The 16539-nt window shown below is 72.3% G+C and carries 16 protein-coding genes; 3 read left to right on the forward strand and 13 right to left on the reverse strand.

Annotated features, from left to right (window positions below; genetic code table 11):
• The coding region (locus C1J01_RS35235; protein WP_146615836.1) for a hypothetical protein at positions 1-625 on the reverse strand (625 nt) is incomplete at its 3' end.
• 151 nt (positions 626-776) lie between these two features.
• Here C1J01_RS35235 and ald point away from each other — a divergent pair.
• Complete coding sequence (ald, locus tag C1J01_RS35240) at positions 777-1892, forward strand: alanine dehydrogenase (RefSeq protein WP_111183299.1); 1116 nt, start codon at positions 777-779, stop codon at positions 1890-1892.
• Positions 1893-1913: 21 nt separating this feature from the next.
• On the opposite strand, the gene C1J01_RS35245 is transcribed toward ald, so the two are convergent.
• A complete protein-coding gene (locus C1J01_RS35245) occupies positions 1914-2624 on the reverse strand; it encodes a thioredoxin-like domain-containing protein (RefSeq protein WP_111183300.1) in 711 nt (236 codons plus the stop codon).
• A 160-nt stretch (positions 2625-2784) separates the two neighbouring features.
• Between C1J01_RS35245 and C1J01_RS35250 the strand changes: the two genes are divergently transcribed.
• Positions 2785-3417 (forward strand): DUF305 domain-containing protein, encoded by a 633-nt coding sequence (locus C1J01_RS35250; protein ID WP_235854874.1) that lies wholly within the window; start codon positions 2785-2787, stop codon positions 3415-3417.
• A gap of 2 nt (positions 3418-3419) precedes the next feature.
• Complete coding sequence (locus C1J01_RS35255) at positions 3420-4817, forward strand: phytoene desaturase family protein (RefSeq protein WP_111183302.1); 1398 nt, start codon at positions 3420-3422, stop codon at positions 4815-4817.
• Here the strand turns inward: C1J01_RS35255 and C1J01_RS35260 are convergent.
• From C1J01_RS35260 to C1J01_RS35310, 11 genes are all read right to left on the reverse strand, one after another.
• Positions 4814-5869 carry a threonine aldolase family protein gene (locus C1J01_RS35260; RefSeq protein ID WP_181449133.1) on the reverse strand — a complete coding sequence of 352 codons (1056 nt, stop codon included), beginning with the start codon at positions 5867-5869 and terminating at the stop codon, positions 4814-4816. The genes C1J01_RS35255 and C1J01_RS35260 overlap by 4 nt on opposite strands.
• Positions 5866-6495: an SDR family NAD(P)-dependent oxidoreductase gene (locus C1J01_RS35265; RefSeq protein WP_111183303.1), complete on the reverse strand. Its 630-nt coding sequence runs from the start codon at positions 6493-6495 to the stop codon at positions 5866-5868. The genes C1J01_RS35260 and C1J01_RS35265 overlap by 4 nt, the downstream gene beginning before the upstream one ends.
• Complete coding sequence (locus C1J01_RS35270) at positions 6492-8561, reverse strand: DUF6421 family protein (RefSeq protein ID WP_111183304.1); 2070 nt, start codon at positions 8559-8561, stop codon at positions 6492-6494. The genes C1J01_RS35265 and C1J01_RS35270 overlap by 4 nt, the downstream gene beginning before the upstream one ends.
• An 89-nt stretch (positions 8562-8650) precedes the next feature.
• Positions 8651-9307, reverse strand: a complete 657-nt coding sequence (locus C1J01_RS35275; protein WP_111183305.1) for a response regulator — start codon at positions 9305-9307, stop codon at positions 8651-8653.
• A 69-nt stretch (positions 9308-9376) separates the two neighbouring features.
• Positions 9377-10993 carry a serine/threonine protein kinase gene (locus C1J01_RS35280; RefSeq protein ID WP_111183306.1) on the reverse strand — a complete coding sequence of 539 codons (1617 nt, stop codon included), beginning with the start codon at positions 10991-10993 and terminating at the stop codon, positions 9377-9379.
• On the reverse strand, positions 10993-12456 hold the full coding sequence (locus C1J01_RS35285) for a zinc ribbon domain-containing protein (protein WP_111183307.1): 1464 nt from the start codon (positions 12454-12456) through the stop codon (positions 10993-10995). The genes C1J01_RS35280 and C1J01_RS35285 overlap by 1 nt, the downstream gene beginning before the upstream one ends.
• A 121-nt stretch (positions 12457-12577) precedes the next feature.
• Complete coding sequence (locus tag C1J01_RS35290; protein WP_111183308.1) at positions 12578-13171, reverse strand: Uma2 family endonuclease; 594 nt, start codon at positions 13169-13171, stop codon at positions 12578-12580.
• 63 nt (positions 13172-13234) lie between these two features.
• Positions 13235-13873: an adenosylcobinamide amidohydrolase gene (locus C1J01_RS35295; RefSeq protein ID WP_111183309.1), complete on the reverse strand. Its 639-nt coding sequence runs from the start codon at positions 13871-13873 to the stop codon at positions 13235-13237.
• Positions 13870-14643, reverse strand: coding sequence for an ABC transporter ATP-binding protein (locus C1J01_RS35300; RefSeq protein ID WP_111183310.1), 774 nt, complete (start codon positions 14641-14643; stop codon positions 13870-13872). The genes C1J01_RS35295 and C1J01_RS35300 overlap by 4 nt, the downstream gene beginning before the upstream one ends.
• A complete protein-coding gene (locus tag C1J01_RS35305; RefSeq protein ID WP_438943167.1) occupies positions 14640-15671 on the reverse strand; it encodes a FecCD family ABC transporter permease in 1032 nt (343 codons plus the stop codon). Before C1J01_RS35305 ends, C1J01_RS35300 begins: the two co-directional genes overlap by 4 nt.
• Positions 15672-15675: 4 nt before the next feature.
• Positions 15676-16539, reverse strand: an 864-nt coding sequence (locus tag C1J01_RS35310; protein WP_111183311.1) for an ABC transporter substrate-binding protein, incomplete at its 5' end; no start/stop codon positions are given.

A 16539-nucleotide genomic window follows, 5' to 3' on the forward strand; every position in this document is an offset into this window, starting at 1 on the left:
GGGTGGTGGGCTGGGAGGGGGTGGGGGACGACGACGTGCCGAGGAGGCGGGTCGTCAGGGTTTCGGCGTCCTGCTGGGTGAAGCCCGCGATGCTCAGGCTGTCGCCGTCCATGGGCTGGGTGACCACGGGCGCGACCAGCACCGTCTTCGGCTGCTGGGGGTCTTCGGGGGCGAGCACGACCGCCACCTGCCGCTGCTCCGGCGCCAGCTCGTCCATGAGCTGCACCAGGCGCTCCTTGAAACCCGACGCGACGGCGATCCGCACGGAGTACGTGCCGTCCTTCTCGCGCACCGGCTCGACCCGCTGCACCGCGGCGACCGTGACGCCGTCCTCCAGGAGGTAGCAGGTGGTCTGCTCCTCGTCGAGCACGGCCGGGTCACCGGGGCAGGGCGCGGGCTTGGTCTCGCGGACGGGCGCGAAGTGCACGGGCACGGCCAGCCGCTGCGGGGGCGTGCCGCCGAACAGGGGGGCGTCGGGGTTCCTGGTCATCAGCACGGCGACCGTGCCGGCCACACCGGCGACGATCACGACGAGGACGAGCGAGACGATCAGCACGATGGTGGTGAGTCTGCTGGCCTTCGGCTCCCCCGGGTCCGCGGTCGGCGGCTCTTCCGGTATGTCCATCGATTGGCGATCCCATTCTGACGGTCGGGCTGCCGGTGAGCCTATCGAGGAGTGGTCACCCCGGGGTAATCAACCGGGCAATCCTCTCGCAACCCTCGAAAACAGATGAGAGTGGATGAAGGATCTCGTGCCTCGCGGGCAGGGGTCGGCCATGAAGGTCGGTGTTCCGCGAGAGGTCAAGAACAGCGAGTATCGCGTGGCGCTGACGCCCGCCGGCGTCCATGAGCTGGTACGCCAGGGCCATCAGGTCTTCGTCGAGAACGACGCCGGCACCGGATCCGCGATACCCGACGAGTACTTCGCCGCCGCGGGCGCCGTCATGGTCCCCGACCCCGACGAGCTCTGGGGGACGTCCGACCTGGTCATGAAGGTCAAGGAGCCGATGCCGGAGGAGTACCACCGGCTGCGCAAGGGGCTGGTGCTCTTCACGTACCTGCACCTGGCCGCCTCGGCGGGCTGCACGCGTGCGCTGCTCGACTCGGGGTGCACGGGGGTCGCGTACGAGACCGTGCAGACGGCCGACGGCGCGCTGCCGTTGCTCGCGCCCATGTCGGAGGTGGCGGGGCGGCTCGCGCCGCAGGTGGGCGCGTACCACCTGATGAGCTCGGGCGGCGGCAGGGGCGTGCTCATGGGCGGCGTGTCCGGCGTGCGCGCGGCCGAGGTCGTGGTGATCGGGGCCGGGGTGTCCGGCATGAACGCCGCCGCCATCGCCCTCGGCATGCAGGCCGAGGTGCTGCTGCTGGACAGGAACATCGACAAGCTGCGCCAGGCCGACCTGATCTACCAGGGCCACTGCCAGACGGTGGCGTCGAACACGCTGGAGATCGAGCGTGCCGTGCTGGACGCCGACCTGGTCATCGGCGCGGTGCTGGTGCCCGGCGCCAAGGCCCCGACGCTGGTGACCAACGACCTGGTCAGCCGGATGAAGCCGGGCTCGGTGCTGGTGGACATCTCCATCGACCAGGGCGGCTGCTTCGAGGACTCGCGGCCGACCACGCACGAGGACCCGACGTACCGGGTGCACGAGTCGGTCTTCTACTGCGTGGCCAACATGCCCGGGGCCGTGCCGCACACCTCGACGTACGCCCTGACGAACGTGACGCTGCCGTACGCGCTGGCCGTCGCCGAGCAGGGATGGCGGCGGGCGATGCGCGCGGACCCGGCGCTGGCGCTGGGTCTCAACACCCACGACGGCCACCTGACCAGCCGGCCGGTGGCCGCCGCGCACGACCTGGAGTGGACGCCGCTGGAGGACGTGCTCGGCTGAGCACGCCCTCCGCCGGGGCTCCTACTGCTGCGACTCGCTGGGCGTCGGCGCCAGGGTCTCCATCGGCGCCTGCTGGTTGCCCGTGGGCTCGGGCGGCAGCGGCGCCTGGTCGGCCGTGGTGGTGATCGCGTCGGGCCCGCCGCAGGTGGCGCCGGGCTCGGGCGTGTCAGGACCGTTCTGGTAGCGCTTGATGAACGCCTCGAGCTTCGGGTCCTGCGGGTCGGTCAGGCGCAGCTGGTGGCCCCACGACGACACCACGATGGGCGACGGCAGGTTGGGGAACGGGCTCATCAGCATGTAGTCCTGCTGGCCGGTGGAGGTCGCGACCTCCTTCAGCTGGTCGACCTGGGCCTTGGGCAGGTCGGGGCGGTAGGTGATCCAGGTGGCGCCGTGCTCCAGCGAGTGGACGGCGTGCTCGTTGTGGATCGGCTGGTCGTAGATGTCGCACTGCTGCCAGTAGTTGTTGTGCTCGCCGCCCATCGGCGGGGTCTCCTTGTAGGAGACGGCACCCGGGACGTGCTGGCCGGCGTCGTACTTCACGCTGACCACGGCGTCGAGATTGGTCTGCTCCGCCTGCCTGACCAGGTAGAAGCCGACCACACCGACGAGCAGCACGACGATGAGCCCGCCGGCGCCCCACATGAGCAGCGCGGCTCGGCGTTCTTTGCGCTTCTGCTCGGCCCGCATCTTCTGCAGGTGCTCGCGCCTCGCCTGCGCCTTCTCCTTGGCCATCGTCCCTCCATCGGCGTACCAACTGCGGGTCACCCTATGCCCTCTCGGCGTATGCGGAGAATAAGCTGCGCATAAGCCCGGATCACAGCTTGGTACGCGCCAGGTGCGCCGGAGGAGCGCAGCCCCGAGTGGGTAGGCTGGACGCGCCATGGAGAAGCCTGTGAGGAATCCCGTCCTGGTCGTCTGCGGTGTGCTGGTGCTCGCCGCGGCCGCCTTCCTGTTGTTCGGCCGGGGCGGCACCCCCGGCGACACCTCCGCCGAGGCGGGGTTCGCCCGCGACATGGCGGCGCACCACGCGCAGGCCGTCGACATGTCGTTCATCGTCAGGGACAAGGGCCCCGCGCCGGAGATCAGGAATCTGGCGTTCGACATCATCACCACGCAGTCCAACCAGCGTGGCATGTTCATCGGCTGGCTGCAGGCGTGGGGCCTGGGCCAGGTGAGCGACCAGCGTCCCATGGCCTGGATGAGCGGTCACGCGCACGGCGGCACGCCGATGAAGCCGGTCGACTCGGTGGCGGAGATGCCGGGCATGGCCTCGGCGGCGGAGCTGACGAAGCTCAAGCAGGCGACCGTCACGCAGGCCGAGGTGCTCTACCTGCAGCTCATGATCCGACACCACGAGGGCGGCGTGGAGATGGCGCAGGGCCTGCTCAAGCTCTCCGACCGCACCGAGGTGGTCAGCATGGCCCAGAAGATCATCGACGGGCAGAGCGCCGAGATCAAGCTCATGACCGATCTGCTGCGCCAGCGCGGCGCGCAGCCTTATCCGTCGATCCTGCCGCGGCAGTAGCCATGAGCGCCGACGCGATCGTCGTGGGCTCGGGGCCCAACGGGCTGGTCGCGGCGGTCACGCTGGCCCGCGCCGGGCGCAAGGTGCTGCTGCTGGAGGCGGCCGAGGGGTTCGGCGGCGGGCTGCGGTCGGCGGAGCTGACGCTGCCGGGGCGCGTCCACGACGTCGGCGCGACCGTGATGGCGATGACGCTGGCCTCCCCCGCCTTCCGTGAGCTGGAGCTCAAGGGGGTCGAGTTCGCCCATCCGCCGGTGCCCGCCGCCCATCCGCTCGACGGCCGTCCCGCCGTGCTGGTCCACCGCGACCCGCGGCGCACCGCCGAGGGGCTCGGCCGCGACGCGGGCGTGTGGCTGGCGACCGCGGGCGCGGCGGCGCGGGCCGGGCTGCCGCTGATCGACCTGCTGCTCAAGCCGCTCGGGCCGTGGCCGCGGCAGCCCATGACGTTCGCGCGGGCGGCCCGGTTCGGCCTGGCCGGGGCGCTGCCCGCCACGACGCTGGCCCTGCGGGCGTTCCGCACGGTGGAGGGGCGGGCGCTGCTCGCGGGCATGGCCGCGCACTCGGTGCTCGACCTGCGCTCCCCCATCACCGCCGGCTACGGGCTGCTGCTGGCGGCGCTGGCGCACGTGGTGGGCTGGCCGGTGGTCCGGGGCGGGTCGCAGCGGCTGGCCGACGCGCTGGTCGCCGAGCTGCGGTCGCTGGGCGGTGAGGCGGTGAGCGGCCATCGCGTACGGCGCCTGGCCGAGCTCGACGCGCCCACCGTGGTGCTCGACGTGACGCCCCGGCAGTTCCTGGCGATGGCCGACCTGCCGGCGGGCTACCGGCGGCGGCTGTCCCGCTACCGCTACGGGCCCGGGGTGTTCAAGCTCGACTGGGCGCTCGACGGGCCGGTGCCCTGGCGTGACCCGGCGGTGGCCGGGGCCGGCACGGTCCACCTCGGCGGCACGCTGGAGGAGATCGCGCTCAGCGAGGCCGAGATGGCCGCGGGGCGGCACTCACCCCGTCCCTACGTGCTGCTCGTGCAGCCGTACGCGGCCGACCCGACGCGCGGCGGGTACACCCTGTGGGCCTACTGCCACGTCCCGAACGGCTCGCGCCTCGACATGACCGAGGTCGTCGAGGCGCAGATCGAACGGTTCGCGCCCGGCTTCCGGGAGCGGGTGCTGGCCCGCCACGCGATGGGCCCGGCCGAGCTGGAGGCGGCCAACCCCAACCTGGTGGGCGGCGACATCGGGGGCGGGCTGGCGAGCCTCGTCCAGTTCGTGCGCCGGCCGGTCTGGTCGCCGGCCCCGTGGCGGACGCCGCTGCCGGGGGTGTTCCTCTGCTCGTCGTCCACGCCGCCGGGGCCGGGCGCCCACGGCATGGGCGGCCTGCAGGCCGCCCGCCTCGCGCTCCGCGGCTAGCCGGCCGCCGCCATCTCCTCGGCCAGGGCGGCGGCGAAGGCGTCCACGTCCTCCTCGGTCGTGTCGAACGCGCACATCCACCGCACCTCGCCGGTCGCCTCGTTCCAGGTGTAGAAGCGGAAGCGCTTGCGCAGCCGGTCGGCCACGTCCTTCGGCAGGACGGCGAAGACCGCGTTGGCCTCGACGGCGCGGGGCACCTCCACCCCGGGGATGCCGCGCACGGCCTCGGCCAGCCGGCGTCCCATGGCGTTGGCGTGGCGGGCGCTGCGCAACCACAGGTCGCCGGAGAGCAGCGCCTCGAACTGCGCCGAGACGAACCGCATCTTGGACGACAGCTGCATGTAGGTCTTGCGGATGTAGTCGACGCCGGAGGCCGCCTCGGGGTCGAGCACGACGACCGCCTCGCCGTACAGCAGGCCGATCTTGGTGCCGCCGAAGGAGAGCACGTCCACGCCGGCGTCGGTGGTCAGCGCCCGCAGCGGGACGTCCAGCGCCGCGGCGGCGTTGGTGACGCGCGAGCCGTCGAGGTGGACCCGCAGGCCCCGCTCGTGGGCGTGCGCGCAGATCGCGGCGATCTCGTCGGGCGTGTAGACGGTGCCGAGCTCGGTGGTGTTGGAGATGGACACCACCTTCGGCTGCGCGCGGTGCACGTCGCCGAAGCCCCACGCCTGCCGGTCGATCAGCGCGGGCGTGAGCTTGCCGTCGGGCGTGGGCACGGGCAGCAGCTTGATGCCGCCCGCCACCTCGGGGGCGCCGCCCTCGTCGGTGTTGATGTGGGCGGTCTCGGCGCAGATGACGGCCTCCCAGGGGGCGGTCATGGAACGCAGGGAGACGACGTTGGCGGCGGTGCCGTTGAACACCGGCCACGCCTGCGCCTGCTCGCCGAAGTGCCGCTTGAAGACCTCCTGCATGGCCGCGGTGTAGACGTCGTCCCCGTAGGAGATCTGGTGTCCGCCGTTGGCGGTGACGATGGCCTGGAGGATCTCGGGATGCACCCCGGCGTAGTTGTCGCTGGCGAACGCCTTGAGCCGGGGGTCGTGCCGGGGATTCACTGAGTGAGGTCCAATCGTGTGCCGTTGACCTCGGCCGCGGGGCGGTCGAAGAGGCCGCCGATGGCCGTGGCCAGGTCGTTGACGTCGGTGAAACCGGGGAACTTCGCGTCGGGCCGCTCGGCGCGCATGGCGTCGTTCACCAGGGCCTTGACGACGAGGACGGTGGCCGCGCTGGAGGTGTCCTTGAGCGCGTCGGCCAGGGAGAGCGTCCACGCCTCCGCCGCCGCCTTGGCCGCCGCGTAGACGGCCCCGCCGGCGCTCGGACGCTCGGCCGCCTTCGCGGAGACGATCACGAAGCGGCCGTTGTCGCTGCGCCGCAGCAGCGGCTCGAAGGCCAGCGACACGTGCTGGAGGGTGCGGATCAGCAGGTCGTGCAGATCGTCCCAGTCGTCGAGGCTGGTCTCGGCGAACGACGGGGAGCCGCGCCAGCCGCCGACGAGGTGGACGACGCCGTCCACGCGGCCGTGCTCGCGGTCGATCCGCGCCGCCAGCTCCTGGACGGCCGCGCGGTCGAGCAGGTCCACGTCGTCCTTGTCGACGCCGATGACGGTGTGGCCCTTTTTCCAGAAATATTCGGAAACGGCCTCACCTGTTGGCCCTCCTGCCCCGGTAACCAGAATGATCATGCTCGGAGTCCTTTAGTCGATTCGACCACGTCGGCCAGCTTACGGCGCAGCGCCTCGTAGAACATGCTGAGGGGGAACTCGTCCGGCAGCACCGCGTCCACCTTGGCCTTCTGCTCCTCCGGCAGCGCCTCGACGCCCTTGGCCCAGGTGGAGGCGGGATGCGGCGCCACGTACGCGCTCACCAGCTCGTACGCCGCCAGCCAGTGGGCCAGCTTCGGCCGGTCGATGCTGTCGCGGTAGAGCTTCTCGACCTCTCCGCGCAGGTCGGCGACCCCGGCGGCGACCCGGTCCCAGTCGACGGACAGCCGGTTGTCGGTCCACCGCACGACGTCGTTGCGGTGCAGGTAGGCGAAGAGCAGCTGGCCGCCGAGCCCGTCGTAGTTGCGCACCCGCTCCCCCGTGATCGGGAACCGGAAGAGCCGGTCGAACAGGATCGCCAGCTGCACGTATCGGGCGTGCGGCACGCCCTGCTCCTCCAGCTTCACGGCCTCGCCGAACGCGGTCAGGTCGCAGCGCAGCTCCTCCAGCGCGTACAGCCAGTACGGCATCCGCTGCTTGATCATGAACGGGTCGAACGGCAGGTCGCCATGGCTGTGCGTGCGGTCGTGCACCAGGTCCCACAGCACGAAGGTGTCCTGGGCGAGCTGCTGGGAGGAGAGCAGCCGGTCGGCGTCCGGCGGCAGGTCCAGCTTGAGCGTCTCGGTGGCGGCCCTCGACACCCGGCGGAAGCGGCCGGCCTCGCGGTCGGCGAAGATCCCGCCCCAGGTGAAGCGCTCGGGCGCGCGGCGCACCGCGACCGTCTCGGGGAAGAGCACGGCGGAGTGGGTGTCGTAGCCGGAGGTGAAGTCCACGAACGCGATCGGCACGAACATCGGGTTGTCGTAGCCGCCGGCCTCCAGCCGGGCCAGCCAGTCGGGCCAGATCGTGCGGATCCAGACGGCCTCCAGGTTGCGGTCGCGGTTGCCGTTCTGGGTGTACATGGGGAAGACGACGACGTGCTCCAGCCCGTCCACGCGCTGGGTGTCGGGGTGGAAGAGCTCCAGCGAGCGCAGGAAGTCGGGCACGCCGAGGTCCTGCGCGGCCCAGTCGGCGAGGTCGTCCCGTACAGCCGCCAGGTATGCGGCGTCATGGGGGAAATACTGCGAAATTTCGTCCAGGCTCGCACTGACCTGCGCCAGCAGCGCCTTGCCGCGCTCCTTCTCCTCGGGCACCGACCCGTCCTTGTCCTGCAGCGGCCGGAACTCCTCCACGGCCGCCTTGAGCCGCGCGAACACGGCCGCCTTGCCCTCCCCGGCGGACACCGCCGGGTCCGGACCGGCCGCGGGGACCCTGGCAGCCCAGGTGACCACGTTCCCCCAGAGCCTGCGGTGGTCGTAGTCGTCCAGCGAGTCGTCGCCGAACAGGTCGGAGTCGGCGAAGACGACCACGCGGCCCGCGCCGTGCCGGAGCGCGACCGCCAGCGGCGCGCCCGCGGGGTCGGCGGACGGCGAGGACGCGAACAACACGACCGCCTCCGGCGCGGAGACCTCCAGCGCGCCGGCCCGGTAGAAGCACGCCGTGCGCACCCCGGCCAGCAGCCCGGACTCGGTGGAACGTTCCCCGAGGACCCAGGTGGCCACGTCGCGATGGGCGTGCTTGGGGTCGCGCACAGTGGTGTGCCGGACCCGGACGCCGAACCGGGCGAGCAGCTCGCCGAGGTTGTTGCCGTACTTGTCCTGCTCCTCCTCGGCGAGGACGACCAGGCCGCCGCCGTCCGCGACGAAGGACTCGACGGCGTCCAGCTCGGCGGCGGAGAAGACGGGGCTGCCCTGGCCGGTGGTGCGCTCCCACCGCTCCCCCGACGGGTGCGCGATCACGAGGACGTCCTGGCCGGCGAGGGCGTCGGCGTCGAGCGCGCCCTCCGTGCGGGCCGTGACCGTGTGACCGAGGTGGCGCAGCACCCGCGCCGCGCCGGCGTAGCTGGAGTCGTCGGGGTGGGCGGGGTTGACGGCCTCGGCCACCTCGCGCCGGATGGTCCACGACTCGCTGTGGGCCTCGTCGAACAACACTCGGGGGAACGCCTGCATGAAATATCTCCCGTTTTATCCGCCTTCTGACGGAAAATATACACACTGGACGGATAAAGTCCGCCAACCCTTCCGCATGCCGAGACGGCTCAGCCGGCTCCGGGCCGTACGACGCCGGTCTCGTAGGCGAAGACGACCGCCTGGGCCCGGTCGCGCAGCGACAACTTCATCAGCACCCGCGCCACGTGCGTCTTGACCGTGGCCTCGCCGACGTACAGCTCGCGGGCGATCTCCGCGTTGGTGAGGCCGCGCGCCAGCAGCCGCAGCACCTCCAGCTCGCGCGGCGTCAGCTCGGCCAGCGCGGGCGACGGCCTCGGCTCGGCCCGGCCGGCGAACGTGGCGATCACCCGGCTGGTCACCGCCGGGTCGAGCAGCGCGTCGCCGGCGTGCACCACCCTGATGGCTTCCAGCAGTTGCTCGGGCGGCGACACCTTGAGCAGGAACCCGCTGGTGCCGGCGCGCAGCGCGGCGTAGAGATTCTCGTCGGTGTCGAACGTGGTCAGCGTGATGACCTTGGGCGGCGACGGGGTGTCGAGCAGTTCCCTGGCCGCCGACAGCCCGTCGAGCCGGGGCATCGAGATGTCCATGAGGACGATGTCCGGGCGCGTGCGCCGGGACACGGCGACGGCCTCACGACCGTCGGCCGCCTCTCCGACGACCTCCATGCCGGGGTCGCTCTCGACGACCATGCGCAGCCCGGCCCTGACCATCGCCTGATCGTCGGCGATGACGATGCGTATGCCCACACACGGGAGGCTAGACGTCCGCTCCCGCCTTGGACAGCCGTGCCAAGCCGGACGCAAGCCGGTTCCAAGTCACGGGACGTGGACGCTCTGCCTGATCCTCGTCTGGGTGGCGTCGTCGCAGGTGGCCCTGGCGCAGAAGTACATGACGAGCATGGTCTTGGGCTCGCGTTCGATCACGTAGCTGACGAAGCCGAGCCGGGTGCCGGTGCCGGGGTCGTGCAGGGCGCCGTCGAAGCGGGTGGCCGGGCGGTTGCCCGCCTGGTCGGGCACGGGCCTGCCGAGGTCGACCTGGCCGGGCAGCAGGGCCTCCATCTTGGCCTTCATCTGCTCGGAGGTGCCGCTGGCGTCGAGGGTGTCGGAGACCTGGACGTACACGCCGGAGGCGCTGTCCGGCTCGCCGGCGACGATCTCGGAGACGGCCGTCCAGTCGGCGCCGGGCCCGGCCACGAACAGCTCCTCGAACGCGGTCGCGTGCGGGGAGGCCACCGCGAAGAGGTCCTGGTGGGTGCGGACGGCCCAGTTCCCCGGGTACTCGAACGTGAGCGGCGCGGCGGCGCTCGTCTTGTAGCGCACCCAGGTCTCGGCCTGCTGATTGACGATGATGAACGCGACCAGCGCGAGCGCCGCGGCGGCGGCCACCAGCGTGGCGGCCACGATCGGCAGCCGGCCGGGCCGTCTGCGCGCCGCCGAGTGCCGCGCGGGCCGCGTCACGGCCACCCTGCGAGCCGGCCCCTGCGAGGGCGCCGGCCGCACGGGGTGGGGCCCGGAGTGCGGGCTCGGGCTCGGCGGCGGCACGAGCGGCTGCCCGGCCATCGCGTACGGCGCCCCTCCCGCCGGCTCGTACGGCTGCCCGCTGATCGCGTCGCGCAGCGCGGTCACGAACTCGGCGCAGCTGGCGTAACGCTGCTCGGGCGACTTGGCCAGCGCCCGCGTCATGACGGCGTCCACCTGCGGCGGCAGCTCGGGCCGCAGCTGCGAAAGCGGCGGCGGGTGCTCGGCCAGGTGGGCCCACAGCAGCGCGATGTCGTTCTCCCGCTGGAACGGCAGCTGCCCGGACAGCGCCTCGTAGACGACGCAGGCCAGCGCGTACTGGTCACAGCGGCCGTCGATGTGCTCCTTGTTGATCTGCTCGGGTGACATGTAGCGGGGCGTGCCGATGAACTGGTCGGTCTGCGTCAGCCCCGAGATGGACGAGCGGTGCTTGGTGATGCCGAAGTCGGTCAGGTAGACGTGGTCGCCGGCCAGCAGGATGTTGGCGGGCTTGACGTCGCGGTGGATCAGGTCGTGGGCGTGGGCGGCGTCGAGCGCGGCGGCGACCTGGGCGAAGATCTGGTTGGCCTGGCCGAGCGGCAGCGGGCCGCGGTCGTAGATGAGCCGGCGCAGGTCGAGGCCGTCGACGTAGCGCATGGCGATGTACAGCACGCCGTCGGCGTCGGCGTTGGCCTCGTAGATCGGGATGATGTTGGGGTGCTCGATGCTGGCGACCGTCCTGGACTCCAGGATGAACCGCTGCCTGAACCTGTCGTCGACGCTGAGCACGGGGTTGAGGATCTTCAGCGCCACGCGGCGGCTGAGCCGGGGGTCGAGCGCCAGGTAGACGACGGCCATGCCGCCCTTGCCGACGATGTTCTCGACGTAGTAGCCGGCCACCTCCTGGCCGATGAGCGATCTTTCGTTCAATGGCATCACGTCTCGCTCGGGTGGCCGCAGTAGCCGCAGAAGCGGTGCGCCGGCCCGAGCCTCATCCCGCACGAGGTGCAGTACTTGATCGCCGGGTCGGACGCGGTCATCACCTGCTGCTGCTGCGGGACCACGGGGAACGACTGGGACCTGCGCACCACCACGGTCTGGTTCGCGCCGTCGTCGAACGCCGGGCCGGCCGCCGGCGGCTCCGGCGGCGCGGCCTCCAGGTCAGGAGCGCGGCGGCGCCACAGCAGGTACGCTCCGCCGCCCGCCGCCAGGAAGAGGATGCCGGCCGCCACCAGGAACGGCCACAGCGGCGTCGGGGCGGCGGCCGTGCTCGCCGCCTTCCGCGTGCCCTGGTCCTCGGGGCCGCCCCGCTTGGCCAGCGAGGTCTTCAGCAGCTCGGCCGCGACCACGTTGCCGGGATACAGCTCGAGCACCCGCTGGAACCCGGGCGCGGCCTCGGTGTAGTACTTCGTGTGGTAGCGGGTCAGCGCCGCCTCGAACGCCGTGTCGATCGCGCCCCGGCGCGGTACGACCTTCGCCTCGGCGAGCACGGCGGTGATCTCCCTGACGCCGATCATCCTGCCGTCCTTGCCGCCGCCGACCAGCAGGCCGATGACGTGGCCGTCCTTGTCGCCGATCACCGGCGCGCCGGCCATGCCCTTGTCGGCGAGCCCGCCCATCTTGACCTGCTCGTCCACCTTCTCCTCGGGGTCGGCGAACGGCCTGCCGCCGTCTCCCGCGGCCCCGCCCTTGCCGAGGTGGGCGATCTCGACGGTGTGCCCGACCTCCGGCCCGGGCCGGCCGAGGAAACCGGCCACGCTGGTGGGCGAGCCCTCCTGGTCGGGCACCTTGTCGGCGAGCGGCGCGGTCGGCATGCCGACGCTGCCCACGACGGGCGTCACCGGCGCCAGCACGGCCGGGCTGTCGGGGTCGGGACCGGCCTCCACCAGCTTGACCTCGAAGCCGTCCTCGCTCGGGGGCGAGACGTTGGGGAAGACGGTGATCTCCGTGGTGACGTCGATGATGCAGGTGGCGGTGTCGCTCTTGGGCGGGTAGCAGTCGCGCAGGTGCCGGTCGAGCAGGTCGTCGGAGAGCCCGTGTTTCTCGTCGTCCTGCGGGATCTTCACGTCGTGGTGCTCGGCGAAGATCTTGTTGGCCGCGAGGACGGCGACGTCGTCGGGGTTGTCCACCACCCGCCGGAGCGTCACGATCGTGCCGTCCGGGCTGACCACGGTGCCGGTGCCGGCGCCGAAGGGGAAGTCGTAGGAGCGCTCGACGTGCCGGAGCACGCCGATGTGGTCGAGCAGGGTGATCTCCACGTGGGAGACGGCCTCCACCCGCACCACGGCCGGGGTGACCAGGTCGGTGATCCCGCTCGGGTGCTCGTGCGCCATGACCGGCACGGCCGTGACCGCGAGGACCACCGCGATGCCGCCGGCAAGGGCTGTGAGGCGCGCCATCTCCGCTCCAAACGCAGGACTACGACCAGCGTCGCAAGCAGGTGCCGTAAGTCAAGGGATCGCCGTACAGTCACCTACGCCGACCCATCGCGGAACGCGCCCCCGGCGTTACTCCCGGCGGCTACGAGCGCGTGATGCGGGGGCCGGCCAGGCAGGCGGGATCGAAGCGCAGAGGGTAGGGCGCGGTCAGCGTCGCCGGGGTGCCCGCCTTGTAGGTCGCCGGGCCCTTGTAGGAGTCGCCGTCGAGCTCGTAGACGTAGAGCGTGGGCCCCTCGTCGAGCTCGACCCGCCAGTAGAGGGGGATGCCCGCCGCCGCGTACGCCACCTTCTTGGTCGCCCTGTCATGCACGCGCGTGCCCGGGCTCACGACCTCCACGGCCAGCAGGACGTCGCTCGGCGCGAACATGAGGTCGACCGAGTCGCTGACCTCTTCGCTCACGACGACGAGGTCGGGGATGTAGAAGTCGCTGTCGCTCGGGCGGACGTTGACCGTCGTCAGGCATTCCAGTCCCGAGGGCGCCGCGGTCTCCAGGAGGAGCAGCAGCCGGGAAATGGCGCGCTGGTGCAGGGGGGTGGGGGCAGGGCTCACGACAAGGCTCCCGTCGAAGAGCTCGTAACGGTTCCCGTCGTCGGGGAACTTCAGCAGGTCATCGACCGTGAACGGCGGCGCACCGGGAAGAACCGTGCGCCTCGTGGTCGGTTCGCTCGTCGCCATAACGGTCACCCGCCCAGTATCGGGATCGTTGCCCTCGGCCACATGGTACTTGCCCGAATTTCCTCACGCAGAGTCACGAGGTCGCCACGATTCGGCGCCCTGTCTGACGGCCGCGTGCACGGCGCGCGCGATCCGGGCGCCCCACTCCGAGCGTGGGCCGCCGAACACCTCCTGCGGCCCCTCGGCCGGCACGGCCACGCAGACGGCGTCCGAGGCCGTCCCGGTGCCGGGGTAACCGGTCTCGACCAGCGCCTGCGTCTTCGCCTCCGTGACGGTCATGACGGTGTTGACCAGCGCCGCGTCCGTCATGGCCACGGGGGCGACGACGAGGATGTTGATCGTGCCCACCCGGATGGGCGCGAGCTCCGGGTCCGCGTGCCCGTCGGGGGCGGCGGCCCACGTGGGCACGCGCAGCCCCACGGTCGCGTACGCCTCCACTCCCCCGTCGCCGGCCCGGACGCAGCGGTCGACGGACGCGGCGGTCATCATGCCGACGCCGACGCCGGGAGGCCCTAAGGACGCCAGGTGCTCGGCCGGGTCCATCCGCGCGTACCCGGCGACGACCTGGGCGTTCAGCACCCACGCGCGGGGCCCGATGCCGCCGCCGAGCATCGCCGAGGAGATCATCCGCCAGCCGGGCCCGAACTCCCAGAGCAGCGTCCCGAGCCGCGCGCCGTCCTCCGTCCGGTACGTGAGCTTCACGGCCCTCCCCTCACCAGGTGCACGACGGGCCGGCCGTCGGGGCCGGGCTCGATCTTGACGTGGGCGTCGAAGTGCCGCCCGACGGCCTCCTCGGTCAGCACCTGGGACGGCTCGCCGGCGGCCACGGCCCGGCCGCCGGCGAGCAGCAGCAGGGCGTCGGCGTACAGGCCGGCGACGGTCAGGTCGTGCAGGGTCGTGACGACGGTGAGCCCGTCGGCGCGGCGCAGACGGTCCACCAGCTCCAGCACCTGCTGCTGGTGGCCGAGGTCGAGGGCGGTCGTCGGCTCGTCCAGCAGCAGCACGGGCGCCTCCTGCGCGAGCGCCCTGGCCAGCACGACGCGCTGCCGCTCGCCGCCTGACAGCTCGCCGACCCGCCGCATGGCGAGCTCGCCGAGGTCCAGCCGGTCGAGGACGGACTCCGTCACCTCCCGGTCGTGCGCGCTCTCCCGCCCCAGGTAGGGGATGTACGGCGTGCGGCCAAGCAACGCGTAGTCGAAGACCGTCATCTCGGGCGGCAGCGCGGGCGCCTGCGGCGCGTACGCGACGAGCCTGGCCCGCGCGCGCGGCTTCAGCGTCGCGGCCGGCCGGGAGTCCAGCAGGATCTCGCCCCGGTGCCGGACGAGCCCCATGAGGGCCTTGAGCAGGGTGGACTTTCCGGCGCCGTTGGGCCCGATGACGGCCGTCCACTCGCCGCGCCGCACGTGCAGGCCGACGCCGGAGAGCACCTCGCGCTCGCCGAGGCGTACCGAGACGTCCTGGGCGCGGATCACGTGACGGCCCGCCTGGTCATGCGCAGGACGCCGACGAAGAACGGCGCCCCGACGAACATCGTCACCACGCCGATCGGCAGCTCGGCGGGGGCGAGCACGGTGCGGGCCACGAGGTCGGCCAGCACCAGGAACGCCGCCCCGCCGATGAGCGACAGCGGCAGCACGATCCGGTACGACCCGCCCGCCAGCCGCCTGACGACGTGCGGGACGACGATGCCGACGAACCCGATCAGCCCGCTCACCGCCACGGCGGCGGCGGTGGCCAGGGAGGCGGCCAGCAGCACGGTGAAGCGCACGCGGGCCGCGCGCACGCCGAGCCCGGCGGCCTCCTCGTCGCCGACCGAGAGCACGTCCAGCATCCGGCCGTGCAGCAGCAGCACGACGGAGGAGACGGCGGCGTACGGCAGGACGAGCCAGAGCTGCTCCCACCCGCCGCCGACGTCGCCGAGGATCCACGCGTAGACCCGCTGCAGCTCCTCGACGTTGAACTGCTGGACGAACGTCTGGATCGCGGTCAGGAACGACGTGACCGCCACCCCGGCCAGCACCAGCGTGGCGGTGCCGCCGGCGCGCCCGGCCGTGTTGCCCAGCGTGTAGGCCAGGAACACGCCCCCGAGCGCCCCCACGAACGCGGCGAGAGGGATGCTCGCGGCCGACGACGGCAGCAGCACGATCGCCGCGGTGGTCGCCAGCCCCGCCCCGGCGGCGGCGCCCAGCAGGTACGGGTCGGCCAGCGGGTTGCGGAACACGCCCTGGTAGGCCGCCCCCGCCACGGCCAGCAGCCCGCCCACCACGGCGGCGACCAGCACCCGCGGCAGCCGCAGCTCGAACAGCAGCCCCTGCTCGACCGGCGCCAGGCCGGAGTCGACGTGCCCGAACGGCAGCCAGTCGGCCACCTGGAGCACCACCTGCCACGGCGAGATGTCGGCGGCGCCGTCGAGCAGGCCGGCGAGCATGGAGGCCGCCAGCACGCCCAGGGCGCAGGCCACCCAGAGCGGTCTGGCCCGGGAGGGGCGGGCCCGCGTCACCACGTCAGCTCGCGCCGGCTTCGGCCTTGGCCACGGCGGCGCCGATGGTCTCGGCCAGCTGCACGATGCGCGGGCCCCAGCGGGAGGCGATGTCGTCGTCCAGCTCGACCACGTGGTCGTTCTCGATGGCCGACAGGTTCTTCCAGCCGGGCCGCTGGGCCAGGGCGTCCTTGTTCTGGCCGCAGCACTTGACGTCGGCCAGGAAGATCAGGTCGGGGTCGGCCTGCGCCACGAACTCGGCCGACAACTTCGGGTAGCCGCCGGCGGCGTCGGGCGCCTTGTCGGCGATGTTGGTCAGGCCGAACAGAGCGTAGATCTGGCCGATGAACGTCTGCGACGTCGCGGCGTACGGCGTCTGGTCGAGCTCGTGGTAGAAGGTGAGCCCGGCGTCCTTGGGGGCCTCGGCGGCCAGGCGCTCGAGGTCCGCCTTCATGCCGGCGACCACATCGTCGGCCTTGGCCTGGTTGCCGGTGGCCGCGCCGAGCTCCTCGATCTCCTCGTACGCCTCCTCCAGCTTGGTCGCGGAGGGCTGGTGCAGGACGGGCACGCCGAGTTTGCCCAGCTCGGCCACGACGTCCTCGAGGTCGTCGGAGACGACCACCAGGTCGGGACGCTGGGCGACGATGGCCTCGACGTTCGGCTTGAAGCCGGACAGGCCCGTCTTCGGGGCCTCGGGCGGGAAGTTGGACCGGTCGTCGACCGCGACGACCTGGGGGCCGGCGCCGATGGCGAAGAGCGTCTCGGTGTGGGTGGCCGAGAGCGAGACGATGCGCCGCGGCTTGTCGGCGATGGTCACCGCGCCGTTGGCGGCCTGGACGGTGACGGGGAAGCCGTCCGCGGAGGGCGAGGACGTGGCGGGGGCCGGGGA

The organism is Nonomuraea aridisoli, from assembly GCF_003236395.1.
GTDB lineage: Bacteria > Actinomycetota > Actinomycetes > Streptosporangiales > Streptosporangiaceae > Nonomuraea > Nonomuraea aridisoli.